At 72.0% G+C, this 23,423-nt stretch carries 23 protein-coding genes; 13 read left to right on the forward strand and 10 right to left on the reverse strand.

Annotated elements, in window-relative coordinates:
* The first annotated feature begins 26 nt into the window (after window positions 1-26).
* Window positions 27-989 (forward strand): SCO0930 family lipoprotein, encoded by a 963-nt coding sequence (locus MUY22_RS25870; RefSeq protein WP_247063385.1) that lies wholly within the window; start codon window positions 27-29, stop codon window positions 987-989.
* Between the two features lie 707 nt (window positions 990-1,696).
* Here the strand turns inward: MUY22_RS25870 and MUY22_RS25875 are convergent.
* Window positions 1,697-2,725, reverse strand: coding sequence for an Lrp/AsnC family transcriptional regulator (locus MUY22_RS25875; RefSeq protein ID WP_247063387.1), 1,029 nt, complete (start codon window positions 2,723-2,725; stop codon window positions 1,697-1,699).
* A gap of 86 nt (window positions 2,726-2,811) precedes the next feature.
* Between MUY22_RS25875 and MUY22_RS25880 the strand changes: the two genes are divergently transcribed.
* Genes MUY22_RS25880 through MUY22_RS25895 form a run of 4 tightly spaced genes read left to right on the forward strand, consistent with a single transcriptional unit; the run spans window position 2,812 to window position 6,821 of the window.
* Window positions 2,812-4,005 carry a M20 family metallopeptidase gene (locus MUY22_RS25880; RefSeq protein ID WP_247063388.1) on the forward strand — a complete coding sequence of 398 codons (1,194 nt, stop codon included), beginning with the start codon at window positions 2,812-2,814 and terminating at the stop codon, window positions 4,003-4,005.
* 4 nt (window positions 4,006-4,009) lie between these two features.
* The gene (locus tag MUY22_RS25885) at window positions 4,010-4,213 is read left to right on the forward strand and encodes a hypothetical protein (protein WP_247063390.1); all 204 of its coding nucleotides are present in this window, start codon (window positions 4,010-4,012) and stop codon (window positions 4,211-4,213) included.
* Window positions 4,210-5,622: a sodium:solute symporter gene (locus MUY22_RS25890; RefSeq protein WP_247063392.1), complete on the forward strand. Its 1,413-nt coding sequence runs from the start codon at window positions 4,210-4,212 to the stop codon at window positions 5,620-5,622. The genes MUY22_RS25885 and MUY22_RS25890 overlap by 4 nt, the downstream gene beginning before the upstream one ends.
* The gene (locus MUY22_RS25895) at window positions 5,619-6,821 is read left to right on the forward strand and encodes an amidohydrolase family protein (RefSeq protein ID WP_247063394.1); all 1,203 of its coding nucleotides are present in this window, start codon (window positions 5,619-5,621) and stop codon (window positions 6,819-6,821) included. Before MUY22_RS25890 ends, MUY22_RS25895 begins: the two co-directional genes overlap by 4 nt.
* Before the next feature lie 300 nt (window positions 6,822-7,121).
* On the opposite strand, the gene MUY22_RS25900 is transcribed toward MUY22_RS25895, so the two are convergent.
* The 5 genes from MUY22_RS25900 to MUY22_RS25920 are packed head-to-tail and all read right to left on the reverse strand — an operon-like array spanning window position 7,122 to window position 11,300.
* Window positions 7,122-7,922 carry an alpha/beta fold hydrolase gene (locus MUY22_RS25900; protein WP_247063395.1) on the reverse strand — a complete coding sequence of 267 codons (801 nt, stop codon included), beginning with the start codon at window positions 7,920-7,922 and terminating at the stop codon, window positions 7,122-7,124.
* Between the two features lie 9 nt (window positions 7,923-7,931).
* Window positions 7,932-8,975, reverse strand: coding sequence for a nitronate monooxygenase family protein (locus tag MUY22_RS25905; protein WP_247063397.1), 1,044 nt, complete (start codon window positions 8,973-8,975; stop codon window positions 7,932-7,934).
* Window positions 8,972-9,694 (reverse strand): CoA-transferase subunit beta, encoded by a 723-nt coding sequence (locus tag MUY22_RS25910; protein ID WP_247063399.1) that lies wholly within the window; start codon window positions 9,692-9,694, stop codon window positions 8,972-8,974. The genes MUY22_RS25905 and MUY22_RS25910 overlap by 4 nt, the downstream gene beginning before the upstream one ends.
* Window positions 9,691-10,554, reverse strand: coding sequence for a CoA transferase subunit A (locus MUY22_RS25915; RefSeq protein ID WP_247063401.1), 864 nt, complete (start codon window positions 10,552-10,554; stop codon window positions 9,691-9,693). The genes MUY22_RS25910 and MUY22_RS25915 overlap by 4 nt, the downstream gene beginning before the upstream one ends.
* Window positions 10,551-11,300 (reverse strand): enoyl-CoA hydratase family protein, encoded by a 750-nt coding sequence (locus MUY22_RS25920; RefSeq protein ID WP_247063403.1) that lies wholly within the window; start codon window positions 11,298-11,300, stop codon window positions 10,551-10,553. Before MUY22_RS25920 ends, MUY22_RS25915 begins: the two co-directional genes overlap by 4 nt.
* 76 nt (window positions 11,301-11,376) lie before the next feature.
* Here MUY22_RS25920 and MUY22_RS25925 point away from each other — a divergent pair, with 76 nt between their 5' ends.
* Genes MUY22_RS25925 through MUY22_RS25935 form a run of 3 tightly spaced genes read left to right on the forward strand, consistent with a single transcriptional unit; the run spans window position 11,377 to window position 13,443 of the window.
* A complete protein-coding gene (locus MUY22_RS25925; RefSeq protein ID WP_247063405.1) occupies window positions 11,377-12,132 on the forward strand; it encodes an SDR family oxidoreductase in 756 nt (251 codons plus the stop codon).
* Window positions 12,129-13,028 (forward strand): SDR family oxidoreductase, encoded by a 900-nt coding sequence (locus MUY22_RS25930; RefSeq protein ID WP_247063407.1) that lies wholly within the window; start codon window positions 12,129-12,131, stop codon window positions 13,026-13,028. Before MUY22_RS25925 ends, MUY22_RS25930 begins: the two co-directional genes overlap by 4 nt.
* A gap of 31 nt (window positions 13,029-13,059) precedes the next feature.
* On the forward strand, window positions 13,060-13,443 hold the full coding sequence (locus tag MUY22_RS25935) for a RidA family protein (RefSeq protein ID WP_247063410.1): 384 nt from the start codon (window positions 13,060-13,062) through the stop codon (window positions 13,441-13,443).
* Here MUY22_RS25935 and asnB read toward each other — a convergent pair.
* A complete protein-coding gene (gene asnB, locus MUY22_RS25940) occupies window positions 13,440-15,224 on the reverse strand; it encodes an asparagine synthase (glutamine-hydrolyzing) (protein ID WP_247063412.1) in 1,785 nt (594 codons plus the stop codon). The genes MUY22_RS25935 and asnB overlap by 4 nt on opposite strands.
* A 151-nt stretch (window positions 15,225-15,375) precedes the next feature.
* On the opposite strand from asnB, the gene MUY22_RS25945 reads away from it, so the two are divergent.
* Together MUY22_RS25945 and MUY22_RS25950 are read left to right on the forward strand one after the other, a co-directional pair.
* The gene (locus MUY22_RS25945) at window positions 15,376-16,641 is read left to right on the forward strand and encodes a polyketide synthase (RefSeq protein WP_247063414.1); all 1,266 of its coding nucleotides are present in this window, start codon (window positions 15,376-15,378) and stop codon (window positions 16,639-16,641) included.
* A gap of 11 nt (window positions 16,642-16,652) precedes the next feature.
* Entirely contained in the window at window positions 16,653-17,150 is a 498-nt protein-coding gene (locus MUY22_RS25950) for a pyridoxamine 5'-phosphate oxidase family protein (protein ID WP_371827643.1), read from the forward strand.
* A gap of 526 nt (window positions 17,151-17,676) precedes the next feature.
* Here the strand turns inward: MUY22_RS25950 and MUY22_RS25955 are convergent.
* Window positions 17,677-18,834, reverse strand: a complete 1,158-nt coding sequence (locus tag MUY22_RS25955; RefSeq protein ID WP_247063416.1) for a steroid 3-ketoacyl-CoA thiolase — start codon at window positions 18,832-18,834, stop codon at window positions 17,677-17,679.
* Between the two features lie 243 nt (window positions 18,835-19,077).
* Between MUY22_RS25955 and MUY22_RS25960 the strand changes: the two genes are divergently transcribed.
* Window positions 19,078-20,304, forward strand: a complete 1,227-nt coding sequence (locus tag MUY22_RS25960) for a cytochrome P450 (protein WP_247063418.1) — start codon at window positions 19,078-19,080, stop codon at window positions 20,302-20,304.
* Here MUY22_RS25960 and MUY22_RS25965 read toward each other — a convergent pair.
* Window positions 20,295-20,858, reverse strand: a complete 564-nt coding sequence (locus MUY22_RS25965) for a dienelactone hydrolase family protein (protein WP_247063420.1) — start codon at window positions 20,856-20,858, stop codon at window positions 20,295-20,297. The genes MUY22_RS25960 and MUY22_RS25965 overlap by 10 nt on opposite strands.
* 41 nt (window positions 20,859-20,899) lie before the next feature.
* Between MUY22_RS25965 and MUY22_RS25970 the strand changes: the two genes are divergently transcribed.
* Both MUY22_RS25970 and MUY22_RS25975 read left to right on the forward strand, forming a co-directional pair.
* The gene (locus tag MUY22_RS25970; RefSeq protein ID WP_247063422.1) at window positions 20,900-21,691 is read left to right on the forward strand and encodes a transglutaminase family protein; all 792 of its coding nucleotides are present in this window, start codon (window positions 20,900-20,902) and stop codon (window positions 21,689-21,691) included.
* 113 nt (window positions 21,692-21,804) lie between these two features.
* Window positions 21,805-22,824 (forward strand): YhjD/YihY/BrkB family envelope integrity protein, encoded by a 1,020-nt coding sequence (locus MUY22_RS25975; protein WP_247063424.1) that lies wholly within the window; start codon window positions 21,805-21,807, stop codon window positions 22,822-22,824.
* Here the strand turns inward: MUY22_RS25975 and MUY22_RS25980 are convergent.
* The gene (locus tag MUY22_RS25980) at window positions 22,799-23,410 is read right to left on the reverse strand and encodes a TetR/AcrR family transcriptional regulator (protein WP_247063428.1); all 612 of its coding nucleotides are present in this window, start codon (window positions 23,408-23,410) and stop codon (window positions 22,799-22,801) included. The two genes, MUY22_RS25975 and MUY22_RS25980, sit on opposite strands and share 26 nt — an antisense overlap.
* Between the last annotated feature and the right edge of the window lie 13 nt (window positions 23,411-23,423).

The raw sequence follows: 23,423 nt of genomic DNA on the forward strand, positions 1-23,423 counted from the left end.
TCATCGCTCCAGGAAGGGTGAACGTCGTGAACCGTGCTCGCCCGGTCGCTGCCGCTCTGCTCGCCGTCGCCGGCCTCGCGCTGGTCACGGCCTGCGGGACCAATCCGTACGCCACGTCCGGCAACGTTCAGCCGGCCGCACTCGGTCTTCAGCAGCAGCAACCGGCGAGCACGGTTCCGGCCGGTGCCGGCCAAGTACAGCTCGTTACGTCCACAGTGGAGGGTCTCGGCACGGTCCTGGCCGACGCCGAAGGCCACACGCTCTACCGGTACGCGAAGGACAGCGCCAAGCCCCCGAAGGCCGTCTGCGACGGCGCTTGCGCGGAAACGTGGCCCCCGCTGGTCTCCGACGCCCCGGCGCTCGCCGCCGGAGTGGACGCGCAGCTCGTCGGCGAGGTCACCCGACCCGACGGGCAGCGGCAGGTGACCGTCGGCGGCTGGCCGGTCTACCGGTACGCCAAGGACACCGGCCGGGGCATCGCGCTCGGCCAGAACGTCAGCGCGGACTGGGCGGCGATCACCCCGACCGGCGGGAAAGCAGCCGGCCAGAGCGGCTCCCCGGCCACCGGACCCGCCAAGCCGACGACGATCGGCACCACCGACGTCGGCGGCCTCGGTCCGGTGCTCACCGACCAGGCGGGCAACACGCTCTACCTGTTCACCAAGGACGGCAAGGACTCCGGTGAGTCCACTTGCGACGGTGCCTGCGCGAAGACGTGGCCGCCGGTGCGGGTGGACGGCCGGATCACCGTCGCCGAGAGCGTCGACACCGGCCTCATCGGCCGGATCCGGCGGCCGGACGGCACCATGCAGGTGACCGTCGGCGGCTGGCCGGTCTACACCTACAGCAAGGACGGCGCGCCCGGCGAAGCCACCGGGCACGGAGTCGGGAACACCTGGTACGCCGTGGAACCCAGCGGCTGCAAGGTCGACCCGGCCCGCAGACCCGACGCCCAGCAGGCAGTCGCGACGTCACCCGGCGGGTACTGACCGCCCCACGATCCCCGGCCCGGCGAACACTTCCCTCCACCTCACCCCCCCGTTCGCCGGGCCGGTAGCAGTACCCGGGACCACGGTCCCGGTCGTGAGTTCCGGCCCGGTGGGTGTTTCCCCTCCACCTCACCCCCCTTGCCCACCAGGCCGGTGCGGTAACGCGAGACCCGGTCCCGGCGGACGCTTCCTCCACCTCACCCCCCCCCAAAGTCCGCCGGGCCAGGTCCGCACCACCACCCCCTGAAATACGCGGGACCCCCCGGTCCCGCCCCCGAGCCCCGGCCGGGTGGACGTCTTCCCTCCACCTCACCCCCCCCACGTCCACCGGGCCGGGATTCCTTACCCCACAACGATCCCCGCGGGATCAAACGAAGGAGGAAACGGCGGGCACAGACCCCGCCCCTCAGGTCCCGGCCCGGCAGGCGACTTCCCTCCACCTCACCCCCCAACCTGCCGGCCCGGACCCCTCAACCCGACCCCCCAATCACACGAGATCCCCCTCTGGACACGCGACTTACGTCTTCCATCACGCGAGTCACGTCCCCAGTCACGCGAGATCCGCTTCCGGTCACGCGCATCCGGCGTCGGAACTTCCACGCTCCGCCCGGATCCGGCCCCGGCGACCGCCCCCTCGCTCGCCGGCCCCGAAATCCCCGGTCCGGTGGATGCTTCCCTCCACCTCACCCCCCATCCTCCGGACCGGCTCAGCTGCGGTCCCCGTGCTCCGGCACGGGGACCGCGGCCCAGAAGTCCAGCGGGACGCGGCCGACGCCCCGGCCGGCGGAGTCGAGCAGCCGGCCCATCAGCTTGACGCTCCGGAGCGTGACGGCCCGCCCGGCGATCTCCAGCCACGGCAGCTTCGCGGCCATCAGGCTCTCCAGCGCCACCGTGTCGTGCTGCGTCGGCAGCCACACCACCAGCATCAGGTTCGCCTCGCCGGACACCGCCGCGCACATCCGGACCTCCGGCAGCATCGCCAGCGACCGGGCCGTCGTCTCCAGCTTGTCCGGCGGGACCCGCAGCCACAGCGTCACGGTGACCGGCGCGGGCGACGCCGATCGCGCGATCTCGCACCGGACGCGGATCGCGCCCCGGGCCAGCAGCGCGTCCAGCCGGCGCCGCACGGTCGTCGCCCCGACGCCGAGCTCGGCCGCCAGCGCCGCCGCCGACACCCGCGCGTCCACCCCGAGCGCCAGGATCAGCGCCCGGTCGGCGTCGTCGAAGCGCAGCGGGGCGCGGTGGCGCACCGGCTTCGGCGTCAGCGCTTCCCGTTGCCCGGGCGAGATCGCCCGCACCCGCCACCGGCTGCCCTCGGTGAACATCCGCGGTGACAGCACCGTCCGCACGCGCGTCACGCCGGGCACCGCCGTCACCCGGTCCAGGACGTGCGCGCCCAGCTCCCGCAACGTCGGCGCGACGACGTGGGCGAGCAGGTCGAACGGCCCCGCGAGGTACTCGACGGTGACGACGTGCACGTCGGCGGCCAGCACGTCGGCGACGCGCAGCGCCGCGCCGGGCGCGCAGTCGATCTCGACGAACGCCAGCGCGAGCTGCGCGGTGAGCTCCCCGCCCGCGTAGGCGGTGAGCCACGCGTCCCCGCGCTCGACGAGGCCGTCCCAGCGCCGGGCGGCGGTCACCGCGCCCAGCCCGAGCGCGTTCCCGAGCGTCGACCAGGACGCCCGCGGCGCCGCCTGCAGCGCGTCGACCAGTTTGAGGTCCTGCTCGTCCAACATGGCGGATTCTTCGCTCATCAGCCCTCGAAACGGTGGTTTTGAGGATTTTCTCCCGCCATTGTGCTCGACTCTCGCATGATCGGCGGATGACCCTGCGCTCCGACGCCGCCGTCCTGCTCGACGATCTGGTCGCTCTGCGCCGTGACCTGCACCGCATTCCCGAGATCGGCCTGCACCTGCCGCGCACGCAGGAGCGCGTCCTCGCCGCGCTCGACGGCCTCGACCTCGAACTGAGCGTCGGCAAGAACCTCTCGTCGATCACCGGCGTCCTGCGCGGCGGCAAGCCGGGCGGGACCGTCCTGCTGCGCGGCGACATGGACGCGCTCCCGGTGACCGAGGCGACCGGCGAGGAGTTCAGCTCGACGCTCGACGGCGCCATGCACGCCTGCGGCCACGACCTCCACACCGCGGGCCTGGTCGGCGCGGCCCGGCTGCTCTGCGCCCGCAAAGCCGACCTGCCCGGCGACGTTGTGTTCATGTTCCAGCCCGGCGAAGAGGGCTGGGACGGCGCCGGTCACATGATCGAGGAAGGCGTCCTGACGGCGTCCGGCAAGCACGTCGACGCCGCGTACGGCCTGCACGTCTCGGCCGCCAGCTACGCGAAGGGCCAGTTCACCGCCCGGCCCGGCACGCTCATGGCGGCCTCCGGCGCGCTCGCCGTCCGGGTGCGGGGCGAGGGCGGCCACGGCTCGTCCCCGCACGACGCGCGCGACCCGATCCCGGCCGCCTGCGAGATGGTGACCGCGCTGCAGACGATGGTGACGCGGGCCTTCGACGTCTTCGACCCGGTCGTCGTCACCGTCGGGACGTTCCACGCCGGCACCCGGCGCAACATCATCCCGGACGACGCGGTGTTCGAGGCGACGCTGCGGTCGTTCTCGCCGGAGACGGCGGCGCGCGTCGGCGACCGCGCCGTCCAGGTCTGCCGCGGCATCGCCGCCGCGCACGGCCTCGACATCGACGTCACGTTCGAGCCCGAGTACCCGGCCACGGTCAACGACGCCGGCGCGTACGACTTCGTCGCGGCCACCATCCGCGACGTCTTCGGCGCGGAGCGGTTCACCGAGATGGCCGAACCGATCACCGGGTCGGAGGACTTCTCCCGCGTCCTCGAGCGCGTGCCCGGCGCGTACCTGTTCCTCGGCGCGTGCCCGACGGACCCGGCGACCGCGCCGGACAACCACTCGCCGCGCGCGCGGTTCGACGACAGCGTGCTCGGCGACGGCGCCGCGCTGCTGGCCGAGCTCGCGATCCGCCGGCTCGCGCTCCTGGCCGGGTGACGCCGTGCGCCGCTACCACTGGCCGCCGTTGCTCCCGGTGCTCGCGCTGGTCCTGATGCCGTTCCTGCCGTTCGTCAACACGACCGGGCTGTGGCTCGGGCTGCCGCGGATGGTCGTGTGGGGCGCGTTCTGGTGCCTGATGTTCACCCCGGCGCTGCTGCTGTCGGAACGCCTGCTGCGCGCGGCGGGGGAGGAGGACGACGCGTGATCCTCACCTTCACCCTGGTGGGCATCGTCCTGATCGGCGTGCTCGGCTTCGTCGGCCGCCGCAGGCCCGTCGCCGACCTGGCGGAGTGGACCGTCGGCGGCCGCCGCTTCGGCGCCATGACCATGTGGTTCCTGCAGGCGGGCGAGGTGTTCACCACCTTCACCTTCCTCGGCATGGCCGGGCTCGCGTTCTCCGGCGGGGTGGCCGCGATGTACGCGCTGCCGTACGTGCCGATCGCCTACGTCGTGCTGTTCTTCCTCGCGAAGCGACTCTGGACGATGGGGAAGGACCGCGGCTACCTCACGCAGGGCGACTTCCTCGAGGACCGCTACTCCAGCCGGGCGCTCGGCACGCTGTCGGCGGTGCTCGGCGTCGTGTTCGTGCTGCCCTACCTGCAGCTGCAGATCACCGGGCTCGGCCTGATCGTGCGGCTGGTCACCGGCGACAACGCGTCCGGCACGCTCAGCATGGTGACCGGCAGCGTGCTGATCGTCGCGTTCGTGCTGTGGGCCGGGCTGCGCGGCGTCGCGGCGACGTCCTACTTCAAGGACGGCATCATGCTGGTCGCGCTGGTGGTGCTCATCATCGCCGTGCCGACGCACTTCGCCGGCGGGATCGCGGGCGTGTTCCACAAGATCGAGCAGCTGCACCCCGAGAAGCTGATCGTCCACAGTGGAGCGAACGATCATGTCTGGTTCATCACGAGCATGCTGGTCAGCGCCATCGGCGTCGGCCTGATGACGCTGCCGCACTCGTGGCCGGCGCTGATGTCGGCGCGCGACCCGAAGGTGCTGCGGCGCAACTACGCCTGGATGCCGGTGTACGAGCTGTGCCTGCTGCTGCCGATGGTCATCGGGTTCGCCGCGATCCTCGTGGTGCCCAAGGGGAGTGACCCGAACGGCGTACTGCTGACGCTGTCGAAGGACGCGTTGCCGGGCTGGGTGACGGGCGTCGTCGTGGTCGCCGCGACGGCCACCGCGATGGTCCCGGCGGCCGGGATCCTGATCGGCATCTCGTCGCTGGTGGCGCGCAACATAGTCCGTGTCCGCAGTGGCCGCAAGCAGTTCTGGATCAACCACGGCACGGTTGTGGTCGCGAGTACTCTTGCCCTCGTGCTCGGCATCTTCCGGCCGGATCTGCTGGCCAACCTGCTGCTGCTCACCTATTCGGGGTCGGTCCAGCTGGCCCCGGCCAACCTGCTGGGCTTCTTCCGGCGCGTGCCGGTCGGCAAGGGCCCGGTGCTCGCCGGGCTGATCGCCGGCGAGCTCGTGGTCAGCTGGCTGACCTTTGTGGACACTCACCTGGTCGGCACCGTCAACGTGGGCTTGGTCGGGCTCGGCGCGAACGTCGTCGTCCTCGCCCTGGCCGCTCTGGTCCAACGACAGGCTTCTCCCCAGGAGGCGGCGTGACTCGCACGGTGTTCACCGGCGGTTCGGTGTTCGACGGCACCGGCTCGGACCCGGCGGCGGCCGACGTCGCCGTCGAGCACGGCCGGATCGTCGAAGTCGGGACGGACCTGGACGGCGACGAGGGTGTCGACTGCGCCGGCGCGGTGCTGCTGCCGGGGCTGTTCGACTGCCACGTGCACGTCACGGTGTCGGACATCGGGCTGCTGGCGCGGGTGCAGAAACCGTTTTCCTACCAGTTCTACGAGGCCGCGCGGAACCTGTGGGCGACGCTCGGGCTGGGCATCACGACGGTCCGCGACGCGTCCGGCGCGGACCTCGGCATCAAGCAGGCGGTGGACGACGGCCTGATCCCGGGCCCGCGGCTGCAGATCTCGATCGGGCTGATCAGCCAGACCGGCGGCCACGGCGACGCGTGGAGCCCGTCCGGGATGTGCGTCCCGCTGCTGGTGCCGCACCCGGGCCGCCCGGACGCGACGGCCGACGGCCCCGACGAGATGCGCCGCGTCGCCCGCACCCTGCTGCGCGCGGGCGCGGACGTGCTGAAGGTGTGCACGACCGGCGGGGTGCTCTCGCCGCGTGACGACCCGCGGCACTCGCAGTTCACGCCGGAGGAGCTGGAGGTCCTGGTCGCCGAGGCGGCGATGCAGGGCCGGCCGGTGATGGCGCACGCCCAGGGGTCGGCGGGCATCAAGAACGCGGTCCGCGCGGGCGTGCGGTCGATCGAGCACGGCATCTACCTGGACGACGAGGCGATCGAGCTGATGCTCGGCCACGGCACGTGGCTGGTCCCGACGCTGATCGCCCCGGTGAACGTGGTCCGCGCCGCCGACGCGGGCGTCGACCTGCCCGCGGCGGTCGTCTCGAAGGCCCGCGAGGTGGTGGAGGCCCACCGCGACTCGGTGCGCCGCGCGTACGCGGCGGGCGTCCGCATCGCGATGGGCACCGACAGTGGCGTCGGCCCGCACGGCACGAACCTGGAGGAACTGGCCCTGATGGCGGCGTGCGGCATGACCCCGGGCGACGTCCTGGAGGCGACGACATCGTCGGCCGCGCGCCTCATGGGCCTGGACGGCGAGCTGGGCCGCATCGAGGCGGGCATGCGGGCGGACCTGGTGGTGGTGTCGGGGGACCCGTACGACTTCCCGGGGCTGGCTTCGAACATCCGTGAAGTCTGGAAGGACGGCACCCGGGTGGTCTGACGCCGTGTCGTCCGTCTGGTCACGTGTGTCGTCTGTACAAGCACGCGTGTCGTCCGTCTGGTCACGCGTGTCGTCCGTACAAACACGTGTGTCGTCCGTCTGGGCACGGCCGATGCTCGGTCGCCGTGCGGCGTCGTCCACAGGCCGGGGCAGATGTGGACAACTCCGGCCGTGGAGGCCACGCGCGGCCGGATTGTCGTGCTCCGCCGATAGACTGGACCTGGGGACGCCCCCCAAGGGAAGGGCGGGGGGCTGTTGAGCGCCGGCTCGCGTGATTGACGCGACGACACGGCGTACGAGTCAGGCCGCGTCCGGGGCCAGCAGGTCCCGCAACGCCGCCGCGAACTTCGCCGGGTTTCGTTGCGGTGCCAGGTGTGCCCCGGGCGTCTCCGTGAACGGCAAGCCCAGTTCCAGCGCCAGGATCTTCGCCGGCTGGTAGTGGTACCGGCCTCGACTGCCTTCGCCCGCCACCGGCAGGATCTCCGTGCTCGCCCGGCGCAGGGCGCGCAGGTCCGGCAGGTAGTCGAAGAACGGTGTCAGCTCGCGGTCGAACAGCCGGATCCAGTCGGCCTCGTGGGGCAGCCGGATGTTGGGCAGGTTCGGGAGCGCCGCCCCGGCGATCGCGTCCGCGAACCGGGTCACCGCGCCGATCAGGTCACCCGAACGGGCCAACCGGACCTGCTCGGCCGCCGCGTCGAGCCAGCCGCTCGCGTCCGGCATCAGGTGGACCGCCGGGGGCTCGTGCGCGACCAGCGTCGTGACGCTGTCCGGGTGGCGGGCCACCAGGTCGAGGCCGATCAGCGCGCCCGCGCTGGAGCCGAACACCTGGGCCGGCGCGGCCGTCACGTGGTTCAGCACCGCCAGCGCGTCGTCGGCCTGCAGCGACACCGGGACCGGGCCCGTCGTGGTGTCCGTGCTGGCGAAGTGGCCGCGCCGGTCGTACGTGACGACCGTGAAGTGCTCGTACAGGTGCTTCGCCAGCGCCCGGTAGGCGTCACCCGATCCGGTACCGCCCGCGATCAGCAGCAGCACCGGCCCCTCACCGCCGCGGCGGACCTGGAGCTCACCGTCCTCCACCGGGCAACGGCTTTCCGAGATCATGCCGGAAAGTCAAGCACACAGCCCGCGCAGGATTCCGTCGGCGTCGGCCACGATCCGTTCGATCAGGTCACCCACCCGGGGGAGATCTGCGAGCAGCCCGACGACCTGCCCGGACGCCAGCACGCCGGCCCCGAGGTCGCCGTCGACGAGCCCCGCGCGCAGCAGCATCGGCGTGTTCGCGGCCATCAGCACCTGCGCCCACGTCCGCTGCCCGCTTCGTTTCATCCGGACGCCTTCGCGCAGCAGCGACGTCCACGAGAGCCCGCTCAGCCGCCGGAACCGGACGGCGTTCGCCGCGGCCCGGCCGAGCCCGCCGAGCGTCCCGGCCGCCTCCAGCCCGTCGACCAGGCCCGTCCGCAACACACGGTGAGGGAGGCCGTCCACCTTCCGGGTGACGATGGTGCCGTTCAGGTCCCGCGCCAGGTAGGCCTGCTTGACGGCGTCCGGCACGGTGCTCTCCCGCGTCAGCAGGAACCGCGTGCCCATGCCGATCCCGGCCGCGCCGTACGCCAGCGCCGCGGCCAGCCCGCGGCCGTCGAAGAACCCGCCCGCCGCGACCACCGGGATGTCGACGGCGTCCAGCACCGACGGCAGCAGCAGCGTCGTGGCCACCCCGCCGGTGTGCCCGCCGCCCTCGCCGCCCTGGACGACGACGGCGTCCGCGCCCCACGACGCCACCTTCTCGGCGTGCCGCGCCGCGCCCACCGACGGCACGACGACGACGCCGTGGTCCTTCAGCTTCGCGATCATGTCCTTCTTGGGCGCCAAGGCGAACGACGCGACCCGGACGTTCTCGCGGATCAGCAGGTCGACGCGGCGGCCGGCGTCGTCGGCGTCCGCGCGCAGGTTGACCCCGAACGGCGCGGACGTCCGGCTCTTCACCTCCTTGACGGCGGTTTCGAGCTCGTCGAACGTCATCGTCGCGGACCCGAGGATGCCGAGCCCGCCGCCCTCGGCGGTCGCCGACACCAGCCGCGGCCCGGCCACCCAGCCCATCCCGGTCTGGACGACCGGGTGCCGGACGCCGGTCAGCTCGGTCAGCCGCGTCTTCATTCGGGAACTTCCTTCTCCCGCAACGACTTCGGGTCCAGCCGGGCGATCAGCTCCAGCTCCTCGCCGGTCGGCTCCCTCGACACCGCGACGCCCTCGGTGACCAGCGGGAACCCGGTCGCCGCGACGACCTCCCCGACCGTGACGCCGGGGTGCGCCGACACGAGCCGCGCCGCGTGGTCCGGCCCGCCGAAGTCGAGGACGCCGAGGTTCGTCACCACGCGGTGGACGTCGTGGTAGCGCAACCCCGCCGCACGTGCCCGCGCGTACCCGACGCCGGACACGACATCGACGTCTTCGACGAACACCCGGGTGCTGTGCCGCGGCACCCAGTAGCTGGTGCGGTGGTTGGCCGTGTTGCCCGGCCCGCCGCGCACGCCGAGCAGCTGCTTCTTCGGCTTCTCGTGGTCGCCGATGGCGGAGATGTTCTGGTTGCCGTGCCGGTCGACCTGGTTGGCGCCCATCACGACGTGCCGCTTCCCGTGCGGCACCACGGTGTCCAGGACCTTCCGGAACGGCTGCCAGCCCTCGATCACCGGCTCGCCGACGGGGCTTTCGAGCAGGTAGGCCTCGCCGTCCGACAGCAGCAGGTCGGGCTCGAACGTCAGCCGCGCGAGCCGCGCGCCGAGCGCCGGGACGTAGCCCATCGGGCTGATCAGGATCTCGCCGTCGCCGCGGAACAGCTCCGCGCACGCGACGACCGCGACGTCCGCGCGCGTCATGCCGCCTCCTCCGCGAACCGCGTGACGGCCCGCTGGTAGTCCGTCTCGTCGCCGGCCAGGAACCGGTCCGCGAACGCCGGCCAGGCGTCCGGATCCTTCGCCGCGGCCGCGTAGTGCCGCTGGAAGCGTTCGTCCCGGCCGTAATCCGGTGCGGCGGACGTGAAGTGCGCGCCGCGCGGGGTTTCGACGACGCCGTGCACGCTCGCGCGGTTGAGCAGCAGGCTCTGCACGGGTGCCGTCGCCGTCAACTCGCTGGTGGGAATGACTTTTTCCGTTGACACGTAACACTTGTCGGCGGCGAGCGCGAACAGCTCGTCGAAGTACGGGTCCGGGCCGAGGTACTGCGCGTTGCCGCGGGCGTCCGCGCGGTTGAGGTGCACGAGCGCCGCGTCGAGCCGCAGCGCGGGCACGGCCAGCAGCTCCTCGCCGTCCGCGTACGGCGAGCGGACGGTCTTCAGCGACGGCGAGAACGTCATGACGTCGGAGCCGAGCCCGGCGCGCGTCGGCAGGAACGGAAGCCGTTGCGCCGCCGCGGAAAGCCCGGTGCCGAGAATGCCTTCGTCGTACTCGGTGACCTCGATCGACCCGGCTTCGCGCACCCGGTTGAACCACGGGTCGAACGGCACCGAATCGAGCGTCACGAACCCGAAGACCAGCCTTTTCAGCTTACCCGCGGAGGCCAGCAGCCCGACGTCCGGGCCGCCGTACGAGACGACCGTGAGCTCCTTCAACGGCGACCGCAGGATCGCCCGGATCAGCGCCATCGGCTTGCGCCGCGAGCCCCAGCCGCCGATGCCGAGCGTCATGCCGTCGCGCAGTTCGCCGACGACGTCGTCGACGCTCATCCGCTTGTCGCTCAAGGCTTTCCCTTCTCCAAGAATTCCTGCCGGGCGCCGTCGGAGACACCGGCGAGGTTGAGCTGGAACGTGAACCCCTGCTCGAACCGGTAGCTGCGGTGCACGGGCTGGACGTCGATGCCGTTGATGGCCTGCTTCGCCGCGCGGATCACGCGCGTGTCCTTCGCGGCGATCTGCCGGGCGACGCCGAGCGCGGTTGCGTCGAGTTCTTCGCGCGGCACGACCGCGTACACCGAACCGTGGTGGTGCAGCTGCTGCGCGCTGATCTTCGACGCCGTGTAGTACAGGGCGCGCATGAGGTGCTGCGGCACGAGCCGCGCCAGGTGCGTCGCCGCGCCGAGCGCGCCACGGTCCACTTCGGGCAGCCCGAATTCGGCGTCGTCGGCCGCGATGACGATGTCCGCGTTCCCGACCAGCCCGACGCCGCCGCCGAGGCAGAATCCTTGCACCGCAACGATCACCGGCACGAGGCAGTCGTACACCGCCGAGAACGCCGCCGCGCAGCCCTCGTTCGCGCCGATCAGCGCGTCGTACCCCGGGTCGCGCTGGATCTCCTTGATGTCGACGCCCGCGTTGAACCCGCGGCCCTCCGCGCGCAGCACGACGACGTGCACGGCCGGGTCGCGGCCCGCTTTCTCGATGGCCTCGGCGAGGTCGAACCAGCCGCGCACGGTCAGCGCGTTCACCGGGGGAGCGGTCACGGTGACCACGGCGATCCCGGGCTCCGGGGTGTGCGTCGAAACCGTCATCGGCACCTCTCGCGGTTAACAACCTAGCACTTGCTTGGTACGTTAGCATCGGGACGACGAAAGCGGGAGGTCGCAGGTGACACTCGAACTCGGCCTGGACGGCGCGGTCGTCCTGGTGACCGGTGGCGTCCGCGGGGTCGGCCTCGGCATCTCGCACGCCTTCGAACAGGCCGGCGCGCGGGTCGTGACCTGCGCACGGCGTACGCCGGAATCGTCGCCCGGGGAGGCGTTCTTCCCTTGTGACATCCGGGATCCGGACGCCGTCGACGCCCTGGTCGCGGAGATCGTGGCGCGCTTCGGGCGGCTGGACGTCCTGGTGAACAACGCGGGCGGCGCGCCGTTCGCGGACACGTCGACGGCGTCGCCGCGCTTCCACGAGAAGGTCCTCGGGCTGAACCTCCTGGCGCCGCTGATCGTCTCGCGCGCCGCGAACGCCGTGATGCAGCACCAGGACCGGGGCGGCGCGATCGTCAACATCAGCAGCGTGAGCGCGCTGCGGCCCTCGCCGGGGACCGCGTCCTACGGCGCGGCGAAGGCGGGGCTCGACAACCTGACCAGCACCCTCGCCGTCGAATGGGCGCCGAAGGTGCGGGTCAACGCGCTCGACGTCGGCATGGTGCGCACGGACGACGGGTACGGCGACCCCGCGGCGCTCGGCGCGACCGTGCCGCTCGGCCGGCTCGCCGAACCGGCCGAAGTCGGTGCGTGCGCGGTGTTCCTGGCGTCACCGCTGGCGTCCTACGTCAGCGGCGCGCGGCTCGTGGTGCACGGCGGCGGCGAGCGTCCGGCGTTTCTCGGTGCCATGGAAGACGCGATGGAGGAGAAGGAATGAAGCTGGTCGAAGGACGCGTCGTGGTCGTCACCGGCGCCGGGCGCGGGATCGGCCGGGCGCACGCGCTCGCGTTCGCCGCCGAGGGCGCGCGGGTGGTCGTCAACGACCTGGGCGCGGCGCTGGACGGCCGCGGCGGCGAAGCGGGCCCGGCGCAGGACGTGGTCGACGAGATCCGCGCGGCGGGCGGGGAATCGGTGGCGAACACCGACGACGTCGCTTCCTGGGACGGCGCGGCTTCGCTGATCCGGGCGGCTCTGGATGCCTTCGGCGGCCTCGACGTCCTGGTCAACAACGCGGGCTTCCTGCGTGACCGGATGCTGGTCAACCTGGCCGAGGACGAGTGGGACGCGGTCGTCCGCGTGCACCTCAAAGGCCATTTCGCGCCCCTGCGGCACGCGGCGGAGTACTGGCGCGCCGAGGCGAAGGCGGGCCGCACGCGGGCCGCGCGGGTGATCAACACGAGTTCCGGCGCGGGCCTGCTCGGCAGCGTCGGCCAGGGCAACTACTCGGCGGCGAAGGCGGGCATCCTCGGGCTGACCACGGTCGCGGCCGCGGAGTTCGGCCGCTACGGCGTCACGGTCAACGCGATCGCCCCGGCCGCCCGGACCCGGATGACCGAGACGACGTTCGACATGGCCGCCCCCGACGACGGCTTCGACGCGATGGCGCCGGAGAACGTCTCCCCGCTGGTGGTCTGGCTGGGCAGCCTGGAATCTTCGTCGGTGACGGGCCGGGTGTTCGAGGTGGACGGCGGCCGCGTCGGCCTCGCGGACGGCTGGCGCCCCGGCCCGCAACGCGACAAGGGCGCGCGGTGGGCCCCGGTGGAGCTGGGCCCGGTGGTGGCCGAACTCCTGGCGGAGTCGGCGGACCCGGAACCGGTCTACGGCGCCGGATAATTCGGTTGGCGCGGGCCGCTAACGTGCGCGTATGGCGCGTCAAACCATTCTCAGCGGCTCCACCTTCGAGGAACAGATCGGCTACGCCCGCGCGGTCGTCGACGGCGGCCGCGTGTACGTCTCCGGCACCACCGGTTTCGACTACTCGACGATGACGATCTCCGACGACGTCGTCGAGCAGGCCGCCCAGTGCCTCCGCACCATCGAAGCGGCGCTGCACGAGGCCGGCTGCACCTTCGCCGACGTCGTCCGGGTGCGGTACGTGCTGCCGTCGCGGGCGGACTTCGAGCCGTGCTGGCCGGTGCTGCGCAAGGCGTTCGCCGAGGTCCGCCCGGCCGCGACGATGCTGGAGGCCGGCCTGGCCGACCCGCGCATGAAGATCGAGATCGAGGTCGACGCGCACCTGCCCGGTTAGCGCGTGAGCCAGAGGTCCAGGTTGAGCGCGAAGTCGATGCCCGCGCGCGTCGCCCGGTCGGTTTCCGGTCGTGCGAGGCGCTCGCTCAGCCGCGCCGGGTCGAGGTAGGTCCACGCGGGCGCGTTCGGCGTGGCCAGCAGATCCGCGGCCTGCGCGCGGATCGCGACGTCGTAGCCGGGATCGTGGGTCGCCGGGTAGGGCGCCTTGACCCGCTCGGTGACGCTGCGCGGGAGCAGGTCGGCCACCGCCGCCCGCAGCAGCGACTTCTCCCGGCCGTCAAAAGTGTGGTGCGACCAGGGCGCGTTGAAGGCGTATTCGACGAGCCGGTGGTCGCAGAACGGCACCCGGACTTCCAGGCCGACGGCCATGCTGAGCCGGTCCTTGCGGTCGAGCAGGTCCGGCAGCCAGCGCGTCAGGTGCAGGTGGACGACCTCGCGCATCCGGCGCCGCTCGGCCGTTTCCCCTGGCAGCACCGGAACTTCGGCGAGCGCCTGCCGGTAGTGCGCCTCGCGATGGGCGCCGACGGCGAGTTCCGCGGCCACGTCGTCGCGCAGCAGCGCGAGGTACGTCCCGCTGCGGCCGGCGAAGTAACGCCACGGGTAGCCGTCGGCGAGCGGCTGGTGGAACCACGGGTAGCCGCCGAAGACCTCGTCGGCGCTCTCCCCGGACAGCGCCACCGTCGAATGCTCGCGAACCGCCTTGAACAGCAGGAAGAGTGACGTGTCCATGTCCCCGGTCGCGGGCGCGTCCCGCGCGTGGACGACGGCCCGGCGCACCGCCGGATCGGCCAGCGCCGCCGACCCGAGCACCAGGTCGCGGTGGTCGAGCCCGCAGTGCGCGACGACATCCCGGACGTAGGGCGCGTCCGGCGTGGCGCGCAGGGCGTCGGGCACGAACTCGCCGGCGAAACCGACGGAGAACGTGCGCAGCGGCGCGGTCGTGAACCGCTGGCCGAGCGCGGCGAGCGCACTCGAGTCGAGGCCGCCCGACAGCAGCGCGCCGAGCGGGACGTCGGCCCGGACGTGCCGTTCGGTGATGTCTTCGAGGAGTTCGCGGATCCGCTCGACGGTCATGGCGAGGTCGTCTTCGTGCGGCTGCGCGTCCAGTGACCAGTACCGGCGCTCGCGGACGCCGTCGGCGTCGACCAGCAGCATCGTGCCCGGCCGGACTTCGTGGACGCCCTGGTGGAGCGTCACCCCAGGGGTGCGGACCGAGGCCAGGAAGTCGCGCAGGCCGCCATCGTCGACGGCCGGGGCGACCAGGCCGGACGCGAACAGCGCCTTGGGCTCGGAAGCGAACAGGACGCCGTCGCCGCGGCGCGCGTAGCAGAGCGGTTTGACGCCGAGCCGGTCGCGGACCAGCAGCAACCGGCGGCGCGGCGCGTCCCAGACGGCGAAGGCGAACATGCCGTCGAGCCGTCGCGGGGCGTCGGTGCCCCACTCCAGGCAGGCGTGCAGCACGACTTCCGTGTCGGTGTGCGTGCGGAACTTGTGCCCCAGCAGCTCCAGTTCGACGCGCAGCTCGCGGTGGTTGAACACCTCGCCGCTGTAGGACAGGACGGTCGTGGCCTCGTCCTGGTCGTCGTAGGCCACCATCGGCTGCCGGCCGTTCGCGGGGTCGAGCACGGCGAGCCGGCGGTGCCCGAACGCGACGTGCGCGGCCGCCCAGACACCGGAGTCGTCCGGCCCGCGGGCGGCGAGGGTCTCGGTCATCCGGTGCACGGTCATGCCGCCGTCCGGGAGCGGGCAGCTGGGGTCGGCCCAGCCCGCGATGCCACACATAACGGGGATTCCTCCGGGGAAGGGGAGATCGCCGAGGCGATCACCCGGGCGGCCTGAATGATCACATAGGGTGTGCGCGGCCGCGGGAACCCGCGCTGCCACGGACGAGTGAATCCGCCGTCCACAGTGGACGAATTTCGACAGGAGAACGATGAACGAGCCGATCGCGATCGTCGGCATGGGCTGCCGGTTCCCCGGCGCGGCCGGCCCGGACGCGCTCTGGGAGCTGCTCGACATGCGCGTGGACGCGGTCGTCGGCGCCGCGCCGCCCGGCCGGTTCGACGCGGCGGAGCTGTACGACCCGGTACCCCGCCGTCGCGGCCGGCTCGTCAGCCTGGCCGGCGGTTTCCTCGGCTCCGAAGAGTTCGACCCGGGGTTCTTCGGCGTGAGCGAACGGGAAGCGGCGGTGCTCGACCCGCAGCACCGCGTCCTCCTGACGACCACGCGCGACGCGCTGGCCGACGCCGGGCTCGACGGTATCGAGGGCCGCGAGATCGGCGTCTTCATGGGCCAGAGCACGGGCGAGCACTGGGACGGTCTTCAAGGGACGGCCGACATGTACGCGATCGCGGGCGCGGCGGCGCGGAGCATGGCGTCCGGGCGGATCAGCTACGCGTGGGACCTGCGCGGCCCGTGCGCCACGGTCGACGCGGCGTGTTCGTCGGGCACGCTGGCCGTGCACCTCGCGTGCCAGAGCCTGCGCACGGGGGAGTGCGACACGGCGGTGGCGGGCGGCGTCAGCCTGGTCCTGGGCACCGACCACACGCTCGGCTATTCGGCGGCGGGAATGCTGTCGCCGACCGGACGCTGCCGTTTCGGCGACGAGGACGCGGACGGTTTCGTCCGCAGCGACGGCGCGGGCGTCGTCGTCCTCAAGCGCCTGGGCCAGGCCTTGGCCGACGGCGACCGCGTCCACGCGCTGATCCTGGGCAGCGCCCAGGCGAGCAAGGGCCGCACGGCCAAGGCGATCATCGCGCCGTCGGTGGAGGGCTACCTGCAGGTGATCGCCCGGGCGTGCGCGCAGGCGGGGATCGCGCCCGCGGAGCTCGGTTACGTGGAGGCACACGGCAACGCGGCCCCGGCGGGCGACGTCATCGAGCTGCAGGCGATCAGCGAGGCGATCGGCACCGGGCGGCCGCCGGGACAGCCGTGCTTGGTGGGTTCGGTGAAGTCGAACATCGGCCACCCGGAGGCGGCGGGTGGCATGGCGGGCTTGATCAAGACGGCGATGGTGGTCCGCGAACGGCGGATTCCGGCCACCCTGCACTGCCCACGTCCGACGTCGGCGGTCGCCTGGGCGGGTCTGGAACTCACGTCGTCACCAGCCGAATGGCCCCACCCGGGGCGGGCGTTGGCCGGGGTCAGCACCTACGGGCTGTCCGGGACGTTCGTTCACCTGGTCGTGGGTGGGCTCTGAAACTGTCGGTGGTGGGTGGGACGCTGCTGGGCATGACGAGTTGGCAGGAGTTCTCGGCGCAGTCACCTTCGCTGGCCTCGCGGGTGCACGCGCGTTTCACGGCGGAGAAGTCGCATGTACTGGCCACAGTGCGCCGCGACGGCGCACCACGGGTGAGCGGCTCCGAGGTGGACTTCCGCGGTGCGGAGGCCTACATCGGGTCGATGCTGGACGCTCTGAAGGCCCGCGATCTGCGGCGGGACAACAGGTTCGCGATCCACGCGTACCCGGGCATCGAGGAGGGCGGCGACGCGAAGCTGGCGGGTGTGGTGGCGGAGCTGACGGACAAGGCGGAGATCGCGGCACTGCAGGGAAACGACGAGCCGTGCCACCTGTTCCGGCTGGACCTCAGGGAGGTCGTGCTGACCTGGGTGGCCGAGGACACGCTCTTCGTGGAGAGCTGGAGGGAGGGGCGGGGAACGGTGAAGTTCGCGAGGCCGGGCAACGGTCCCGCGGAGGTGGTGGAGTAACGGAGGCCGGGTGCCGGAGGAGGGATGCGTTTGGCGGCAAGGCAAAGCTGAGCTGAGCTGAGATGGCGACGTGCGGTCACCTCGGCCGCGCGGGCATCGCCGACTCGGCAACCAGAAGTGCCGGCTTGGCGACTGGAGCGGCCAACACGCTGGCTGGAGTGGTCAACACGCTGGCGGGAGCAGCCAACTTGACAACCGGAGCGGCCAACACGCTGACTGGAGCGGCCAACACGCTGACTGGAGCGGTCAACTCGCCGACCGCGACGGCCAACACGGTGACCCAGGCGGTCTACACGCCGCCGGGAGCGGTCACCCGGCAACCGGAGTGGCCAACTCGGCAACCGGAGTGGCCAACTCGGCGACCGCGACGGCCAACATGGTGACCCAAGCGGTCGACACGCCGCCGGGAGCGGTCACCCGGCAACCGGAACGGCCAACACGCCGACCGCGACGGCCAACACGCCGACCGGAACGGCCGACACGTCAGCGAGAGCGGCCAACTCGGTGGCTGGCTGGGGACCGCGGGTCAGAGGCGTTCGATGATCGTCGCCGTCGCCAGCGCGCCGCCGGCGCACATCGTCACCAGCGCCGTCGACGCGTCCCGGCGCTCCAGCTCGTGCAGCGCCGTCGTCAGCAAGCGCGCTCCCGTGCTGCCCACCGGGTGGCCCAGGGCGATCGCGCCGCCGTTGACGTTGACTCGGGACTCGTCCGGCGAGAGCGTCCGCTGCCACGACAGCGGCACCGAGGCGAACGCTTCGTTGACCTCGAACAGGTCCGGGTCGGCGATCGTCATGCCCGCGCGCGTCAGCACTCGCTCCGTCGCGCGGATCGGGCCGTCCAGGTGGTAGTACGGCTCCGCGCCGACCAGTGCCTGCGCGATGATCCGGGCCCGTGGGCGCAGGCCCAGGGCCGCGGCGCGCGTGGAGTCCATCAGCAGCAGGGCCGCCGCGCCGTCGGAGATCTGGGACGATGTGCCCGCCGTGTGGATGCCGTCCTCGACCACCGGCTTGAGGCGGGCCAGGCCCTCGGCCGTCGTCGCGCGCAGGCCCTGGTCCCGGGTGATCAGCCGGGTTTCGCCGGTCGGTTCGCCCGACGCGTCGAGGACCGGGGCCTTCACCGGCGCCACCTCGCGGTCGAAGTGCCCGGCCGCCCACGCGGCCGCCGCTTTCTGCTGGGACGCCGCGCCGAACGCGTCGACGTCGGCGCGCGTCAAGCCCCGGCGCACCGCGATGCGCTCCGCCGCGCCGTACTGGTTCGGGAGGTCGATCGACCACGACGCCGGCCGGGGGGAGCCGCCCGCGCGGTTCGTCCCCAGGGGGACGCGGCTCATCGCCTCGACCCCGCAGGCGACGCCGACGTCGATGGCGTCCGCCGCGATCAGGCCGGCGATCAGGTGCGTGGCCTGCTGCGCCGAGCCGCACTGGGCGTCGATCGTCGTCGCGCCCGCCGTCTCCGGCAGGCCCGCGTGCAGCCACGCGGTGCGCGTGACGTTGCTCGACTGCTCGCCGGCCTGCGTGACGCAGCCGCCGATCAGCTGCTCGACCAGCGCCGGGTCGATCCCGGCGCGGTCCAGCAGGGCCAGCTGCGCGGCCCCCAGCAGCTCGGCCGCGTGCAGGCCGGCCAGCAGGCCGCCCCGCTTGCCGATCGGGGTCCGCACGGCTTCGACGATGACCGGCACGCCCATCTGGTCCCCTTCGTCGGGAAGTTCGTCGGGAAGACTGTTCAGTAGCCAAAAATTAGAACAAGTTATCGTTCGATGCAAGGCGCCGCAGCGCGGACGTGATCTCGATCTTGGCCGAGTGAGCGCTCGTTCACCTGGCCTCATCGGTCAAGTTAACAGGTTTCACTGAACACCCTTCCGCTTGTTAACACCGTATGCTTAAATCCGCTTAGAACGTGTTTCACAAGGCGAACCGTGGGAGGCAACGTGGCCGCTCCGCTCATCCCCGCCGGTTTCGACTTCACGGACCCGGACCTCTACGCCCATCGGCTGCCCCTGGCCGAGTTCGCCGAGCTCCGGCGGACCGCCCCCGTGTGGTGGAACCCCCAGAAGAACAACACCGCGGGCTTCGGTGACGACGGCTATTGGGTCGTCTCGCGGCACGCGGACGTCAAGGAGGTCTCCCGCGACAGCACGCTCTACTCGTCGAGCGAGAAGACCGCGATCATCCGCTTCGACGAGAGCATGACCGAGGACCGCCTCAACGCGAACCGGCTGGTCCTGCTCAACATGGACGCGCCCCAGCACACCAAGCTGCGGCGGATCGTTTCGAAGGGCTTCACCCCGCGCTCGATCGCCAAGCTCGAGGACACGCTGCGGGACCGCGCCGCGAAGATCGTCTTCGAGGCGAAGAAGAAGGGCACGGGCGACTTCGTCACCGACGTCGCTTGCGAACTGCCGTTGCAGGCGATCGCCGAACTGATCGGCGTCCCGCAGGAGGACCGGCTCAAGATCTTCGACTGGTCCAACCAGATGGTCGCCTACGACGATCCCGAGTACCAGCTCGAACCCCTCGAAGCGTCGACCCAGCTCATCGGCTACGCCTGGAACATGGCCGAGGACCGCCGCAAGTGCCCGATGGACGACATCGTCACCAAGCTGATCGAGGCCGACGTCGACGGCGAGGCGCTGGGCTCCGACGAGTTCGGCTTCTTCGTCATCCTGCTCGCGGTGGCCGGCAATGAGACCACGCGCAACGCGATCACGCACGGCATGAAGGCGTTCCTGGACCACCCGGCCCAGTGGGAGCTGTTCAAGGAGCAGCGCCCGAAGACCGCGCCCGACGAGATCGTCCGCTGGGCCACCCCGGTGGTCGCCTTCCAGCGCACCGCCACCCGCGACACCGAGCTGGGCGGCGCGCAGATCAAGCGGGGCGACCGCGTCGGGATGTTCTACAGCTCCGCCAACTTCGACCCCGACGTGTTCGAGGACGCGGAGAAGTTCGACATCCTGCGGGAGGACAACCCGCACGTCGGCTTCGGCGGCACCGGTTCGCACTACTGCATCGGCGCCAACCTCGCCCGGCTGGAGATCGACCTGATCTTCAACGCCATCGCCGACGTGATGCCGGACATCACCGAAGCGGAACCCCCGGTGCGCCTGCGGTCCAGCTGGCTCAACGGCATCAAGCACTACCCGGTCCGCTACGCCTGAGGCAGCGTCCGGAGGAAGCCGAGCACCCGCTGCCAGGTGAGGGCGGACGCGGCTTCGTCGTGGTCGGGACCCTCGGCGTCGGTGTAGAAGTGGCCGGCGCCGGGGTAGGTGAACACCGCGGCCGCAGGGTTGACCGCTCGCCAGGCGGCGACCTCGGCCGGCGGTGCGATCGGGTCCGGGTCGGCGACGTGCACCTGCACCGGCAGGCCGGCGCGCGCCGACGCCGGGATGGCCCCCAACGCGTGCAGCAGCAGGACTCCCGCCGCGACGGGACGGTCCGGGAGGACGCCCTGGACCACGCCGCAGCCCATCGACACCCCCAGCAGCACGGTGGCGGGCGGCAGGTCGCGCACCGCGTCGGACGCGCGACCGCTGATCGTCGTCCAGCCGACGTGGTCCATCAGGGCGAAGCCCTCCTCGAGCGTGGGCGCGGTCGAGCCGGCGTAGAGGTCCGGCGTGACGACGTCGTGCCCGGCCGCCCGCAGCCGTTCGGCCGCGCCGAGCTCGACCGGCCGGAGCCCCAGCACCGAATGGAAGACCACGATGTTCACCACGGCGTGATGGTCACACGCGGCCCGGCTGTCATCATGGCGCGATGGCCCCGCGAGCGAGTGTCGACGTCGAGTTCACCATCCGTGTCACCGAACCCGGGCGGGCGGCGATCTCGGTCGCGGCGGCGAACGCCGACACCGAGGACCTGACCGTCTCCTGGGACGGCGGGAGCGAAGCCGTCCTGTTCGAGCACGGTACCCGGGCCGACGTCTTCGACCTGCCGCTCGGGGAGCACCGCGTCACCTACCACGCCGAGCGCGACCTGGCCGCGGCCGAGCCCGAGCCCGTCACCCTCGCCGACATCGCCGTGTTCACCCGGCCGAGCCGGTACTGCCCGTCCGACCGGATCGGCGGCCTGGCGACGCCGGAGATGTACGGCCGCCCCGACGCGCGGTCCACTGTGGACGCGATCGTCCGGAACGTCAACGACCGGCTGCTCTACACCGTCGGCGCCACCCGGCCGACCGACGACGCGATCGACACCCTCCTGGCCGGCGAAGGCGTCTGCCGCGACTTCGCGCACGTGTGCGTCACCTTCTGCCGGTTCTTCGACATCCCGGCCCGCTACGTCGGCGTCTACGCGCCCGGGCTGTCGCCGATGGACTTCCACGCCGTGTTCGAGGCCGCGATCGACGGCCACTGGTACGTCTTCGACGCCACGCACCTCGCGCCGCGCCAGACGATGCTCCGCATCTCCACCGGCCGCGACGCCGCGGACACGTCGTTCCTGGCCACCCTCGGCTGCAGCCTGGACTTCCTGGGCAGCTCGGTGTTCGCGACGACGGACGCCGAGCTGCCCCAGGACGACTGGTCCGAGCTGGTCGCGCTCAGCTGACGCCCCTGGCCGAGGTCACTCCGAGGCCCCCGCACGTCCGGCGAGCGGGTGATGGGGTGGCAAGAGTGCGTGTTGGGTGCGCGAGGAGGGTCTCCGCTGGGTAGACAGTGTCCGTGAAGAGTTCCCCCAAGGCCCCGAGCCCCTGGGCGCGGGCCCGTGCCCGGTACCGGTGGCTGGACCACATCGCCCGCGCGACCAACCGCTACGTCGACACCGGCGGCTACCACTACGTCGCGTCGATCACCTACTTCAGCCTGCTGTCGCTGGTGCCGCTGCTGATGGTGGCGTCGTCGGTGGCCGGGTTCGTGCTGGCCAGCCAGCCGCACCTGCTCGACACGATGGTGCGCGCGATCGTCAGCACGCTGCCCGGCGGGCTGGGGGACAAGGCCACCGACCTGCTCACCGGCTTCGTCGACCAGCGGACGAGCGTCGGTGCGTTCGGCCTGGTGATCGGCCTCTACTCGGGCTGGAACTGGATGAACGCGCTGCGGGACTCGCTCACCGCGCTGTGGGGGCAGAACCGGTCGGACCAGTCGCTGCCGCGGCTGATCGCCGTCGACCTGCTCGCGCTGCTCGGCCTGACGGCGGCGCTGCTGGTGTCGTTCACGATCACCATCTCCGGCACCGCGCTCGGCAGCTACCTGCTCCGGCTGGCCGGCCTCGACGACACGAGCTGGGGTCACCAGCTCGTGTCCGCGTCCTCGGTGCCGCTCTCGCTGGCCGCCGACTGGCTGGTGTTCCTCTGGGTGCTGACCCGGCTGCCGCGCCAGCCGGTGGGCGTGCGCAGCGCGGTGCGCGGCGCGATCGCCCTGGCCCTCGGCTTCGAGGCGCTCAAGCTGGCCGGTGGCTTCTACCTGCGGCTGATCGGCAGCTCGCCGACGGGGATCGCGTTCGGCTCGGTGATCGGCCTGATCTTCTTCATCTCGCTGATCGCGCGGATGCTCGTCTACGTCACGGCCTGGACGGCCACCGGTTCGGACGCGCCGCCCAAGCCGGTGCAGCCGCCGGCGCCGGTGGAGCTGAAGCCGGTGATCGTGGTGGACCCGCCGGTCGCGGTGCCGGCCGCGGTCGGCGTCGTGACCGGGGTGCTCGGGACGCTGCTCGCGCTCAAGTGGCGACGTTCGAGAGACTGAACAGCCGTTCCAACTGGTGGTCGATCAGCGCGAACACGGCCTCGGGGGTGCGCTGGCCCAGGATGATGCTGGTCTGCAGGCCGTCGACGCTCGAAAGGAGCAGCTCCGCCTCCGGCATCAGGTCGAGGTCCGGCGGCACCTCACCGCGTTGCTGCCCCCAGGCCAGCAGGTCCGCGGTCAGCCGTTCCAGCTCCGGCGGCGCGGCGCTGAACGCCGTCGCGAGGTCGGGGTCGGTCAGCGAGCGGACGAAGTAGGCCAGGTGCACGAGGTAACGCGTGCGGCGCTCGTCGTCCAGCGGGAGCATCCCGACCAGCATCGTGCGCAGGACCTGGCGCGGTGTCGCGTCGGCCTCCGGCCCGACCTCGGCGCGGGTGTGTTCCTCGGCGACCTTGTTGAGGATCTCGAGCGCGCCGAGCAGCAGGTCGTTGCGCGTGCCGAAGTAGTACTGGACGAGCCGCAGCGAGACGCCGGCCTCGGCCGCGACCTTGCGCAGCGACACGTCTTCCAGCCCGCGCGCGCTGGCGATCCGCCAGACGGCTTCGGCGATCTGGCGACGGCGTTGTTCGTGGTCCGCGAGTCTCGGCATGGTGGGTCGAGCG

Origin of the sequence: Amycolatopsis sp. WQ 127309 (assembly GCF_023023025.1) — a bacterium.
In the GTDB taxonomy this organism is placed as follows: domain Bacteria; phylum Actinomycetota; class Actinomycetes; order Mycobacteriales; family Pseudonocardiaceae; genus Amycolatopsis.

Bases quoted from the DNA above. Each gene is read 5' to 3' on its own strand.
- MUY22_RS25920 (WP_247063403.1), bottom strand. From the start codon at position 11,300: ATGACGGTTTCGACGCACACCCCGGAGCCCGGGATCGCCGTGGTCACC.
- asnB (WP_247063412.1), bottom strand. From the start codon at position 15,224: ATGTGTGGCATCGCGGGCTGGGCCGACCCCAGCTGCCCGCTCCCGGAC.
- MUY22_RS25905 (WP_247063397.1), bottom strand. From the start codon at position 8,975: ATGAAGACGCGGCTGACCGAGCTGACCGGCGTCCGGCACCCGGTCGTC.
- MUY22_RS25880 (WP_247063388.1), top strand. From the start codon at position 2,812: ATGACCCTGCGCTCCGACGCCGCCGTCCTGCTCGACGATCTGGTCGCT.
- MUY22_RS25980 (WP_247063428.1), bottom strand. From the start codon at position 23,410: ATGCCGAGACTCGCGGACCACGAACAACGCCGTCGCCAGATCGCCGAA.
- MUY22_RS25910 (WP_247063399.1), bottom strand. From the start codon at position 9,694: ATGACGCGCGCGGACGTCGCGGTCGTCGCGTGCGCGGAGCTGTTCCGC.
- MUY22_RS25900 (WP_247063395.1), bottom strand. From the start codon at position 7,922: ATGATCTCGGAAAGCCGTTGCCCGGTGGAGGACGGTGAGCTCCAGGTC.
- MUY22_RS25955 (WP_247063416.1), bottom strand. From the start codon at position 18,834: ATGGGCGTGCCGGTCATCGTCGAAGCCGTGCGGACCCCGATCGGCAAG.
- MUY22_RS25935 (WP_247063410.1), top strand. From the start codon at position 13,060: ATGGCGCGTCAAACCATTCTCAGCGGCTCCACCTTCGAGGAACAGATC.
- MUY22_RS25875 (WP_247063387.1), bottom strand. From the start codon at position 2,725: ATGTTGGACGAGCAGGACCTCAAACTGGTCGACGCGCTGCAGGCGGCG.
- MUY22_RS25930 (WP_247063407.1), top strand. From the start codon at position 12,129: ATGAAGCTGGTCGAAGGACGCGTCGTGGTCGTCACCGGCGCCGGGCGC.
- MUY22_RS25970 (WP_247063422.1), top strand. From the start codon at position 20,900: ATGGCCCCGCGAGCGAGTGTCGACGTCGAGTTCACCATCCGTGTCACC.
- MUY22_RS25945 (WP_247063414.1), top strand. From the start codon at position 15,376: ATGAACGAGCCGATCGCGATCGTCGGCATGGGCTGCCGGTTCCCCGGC.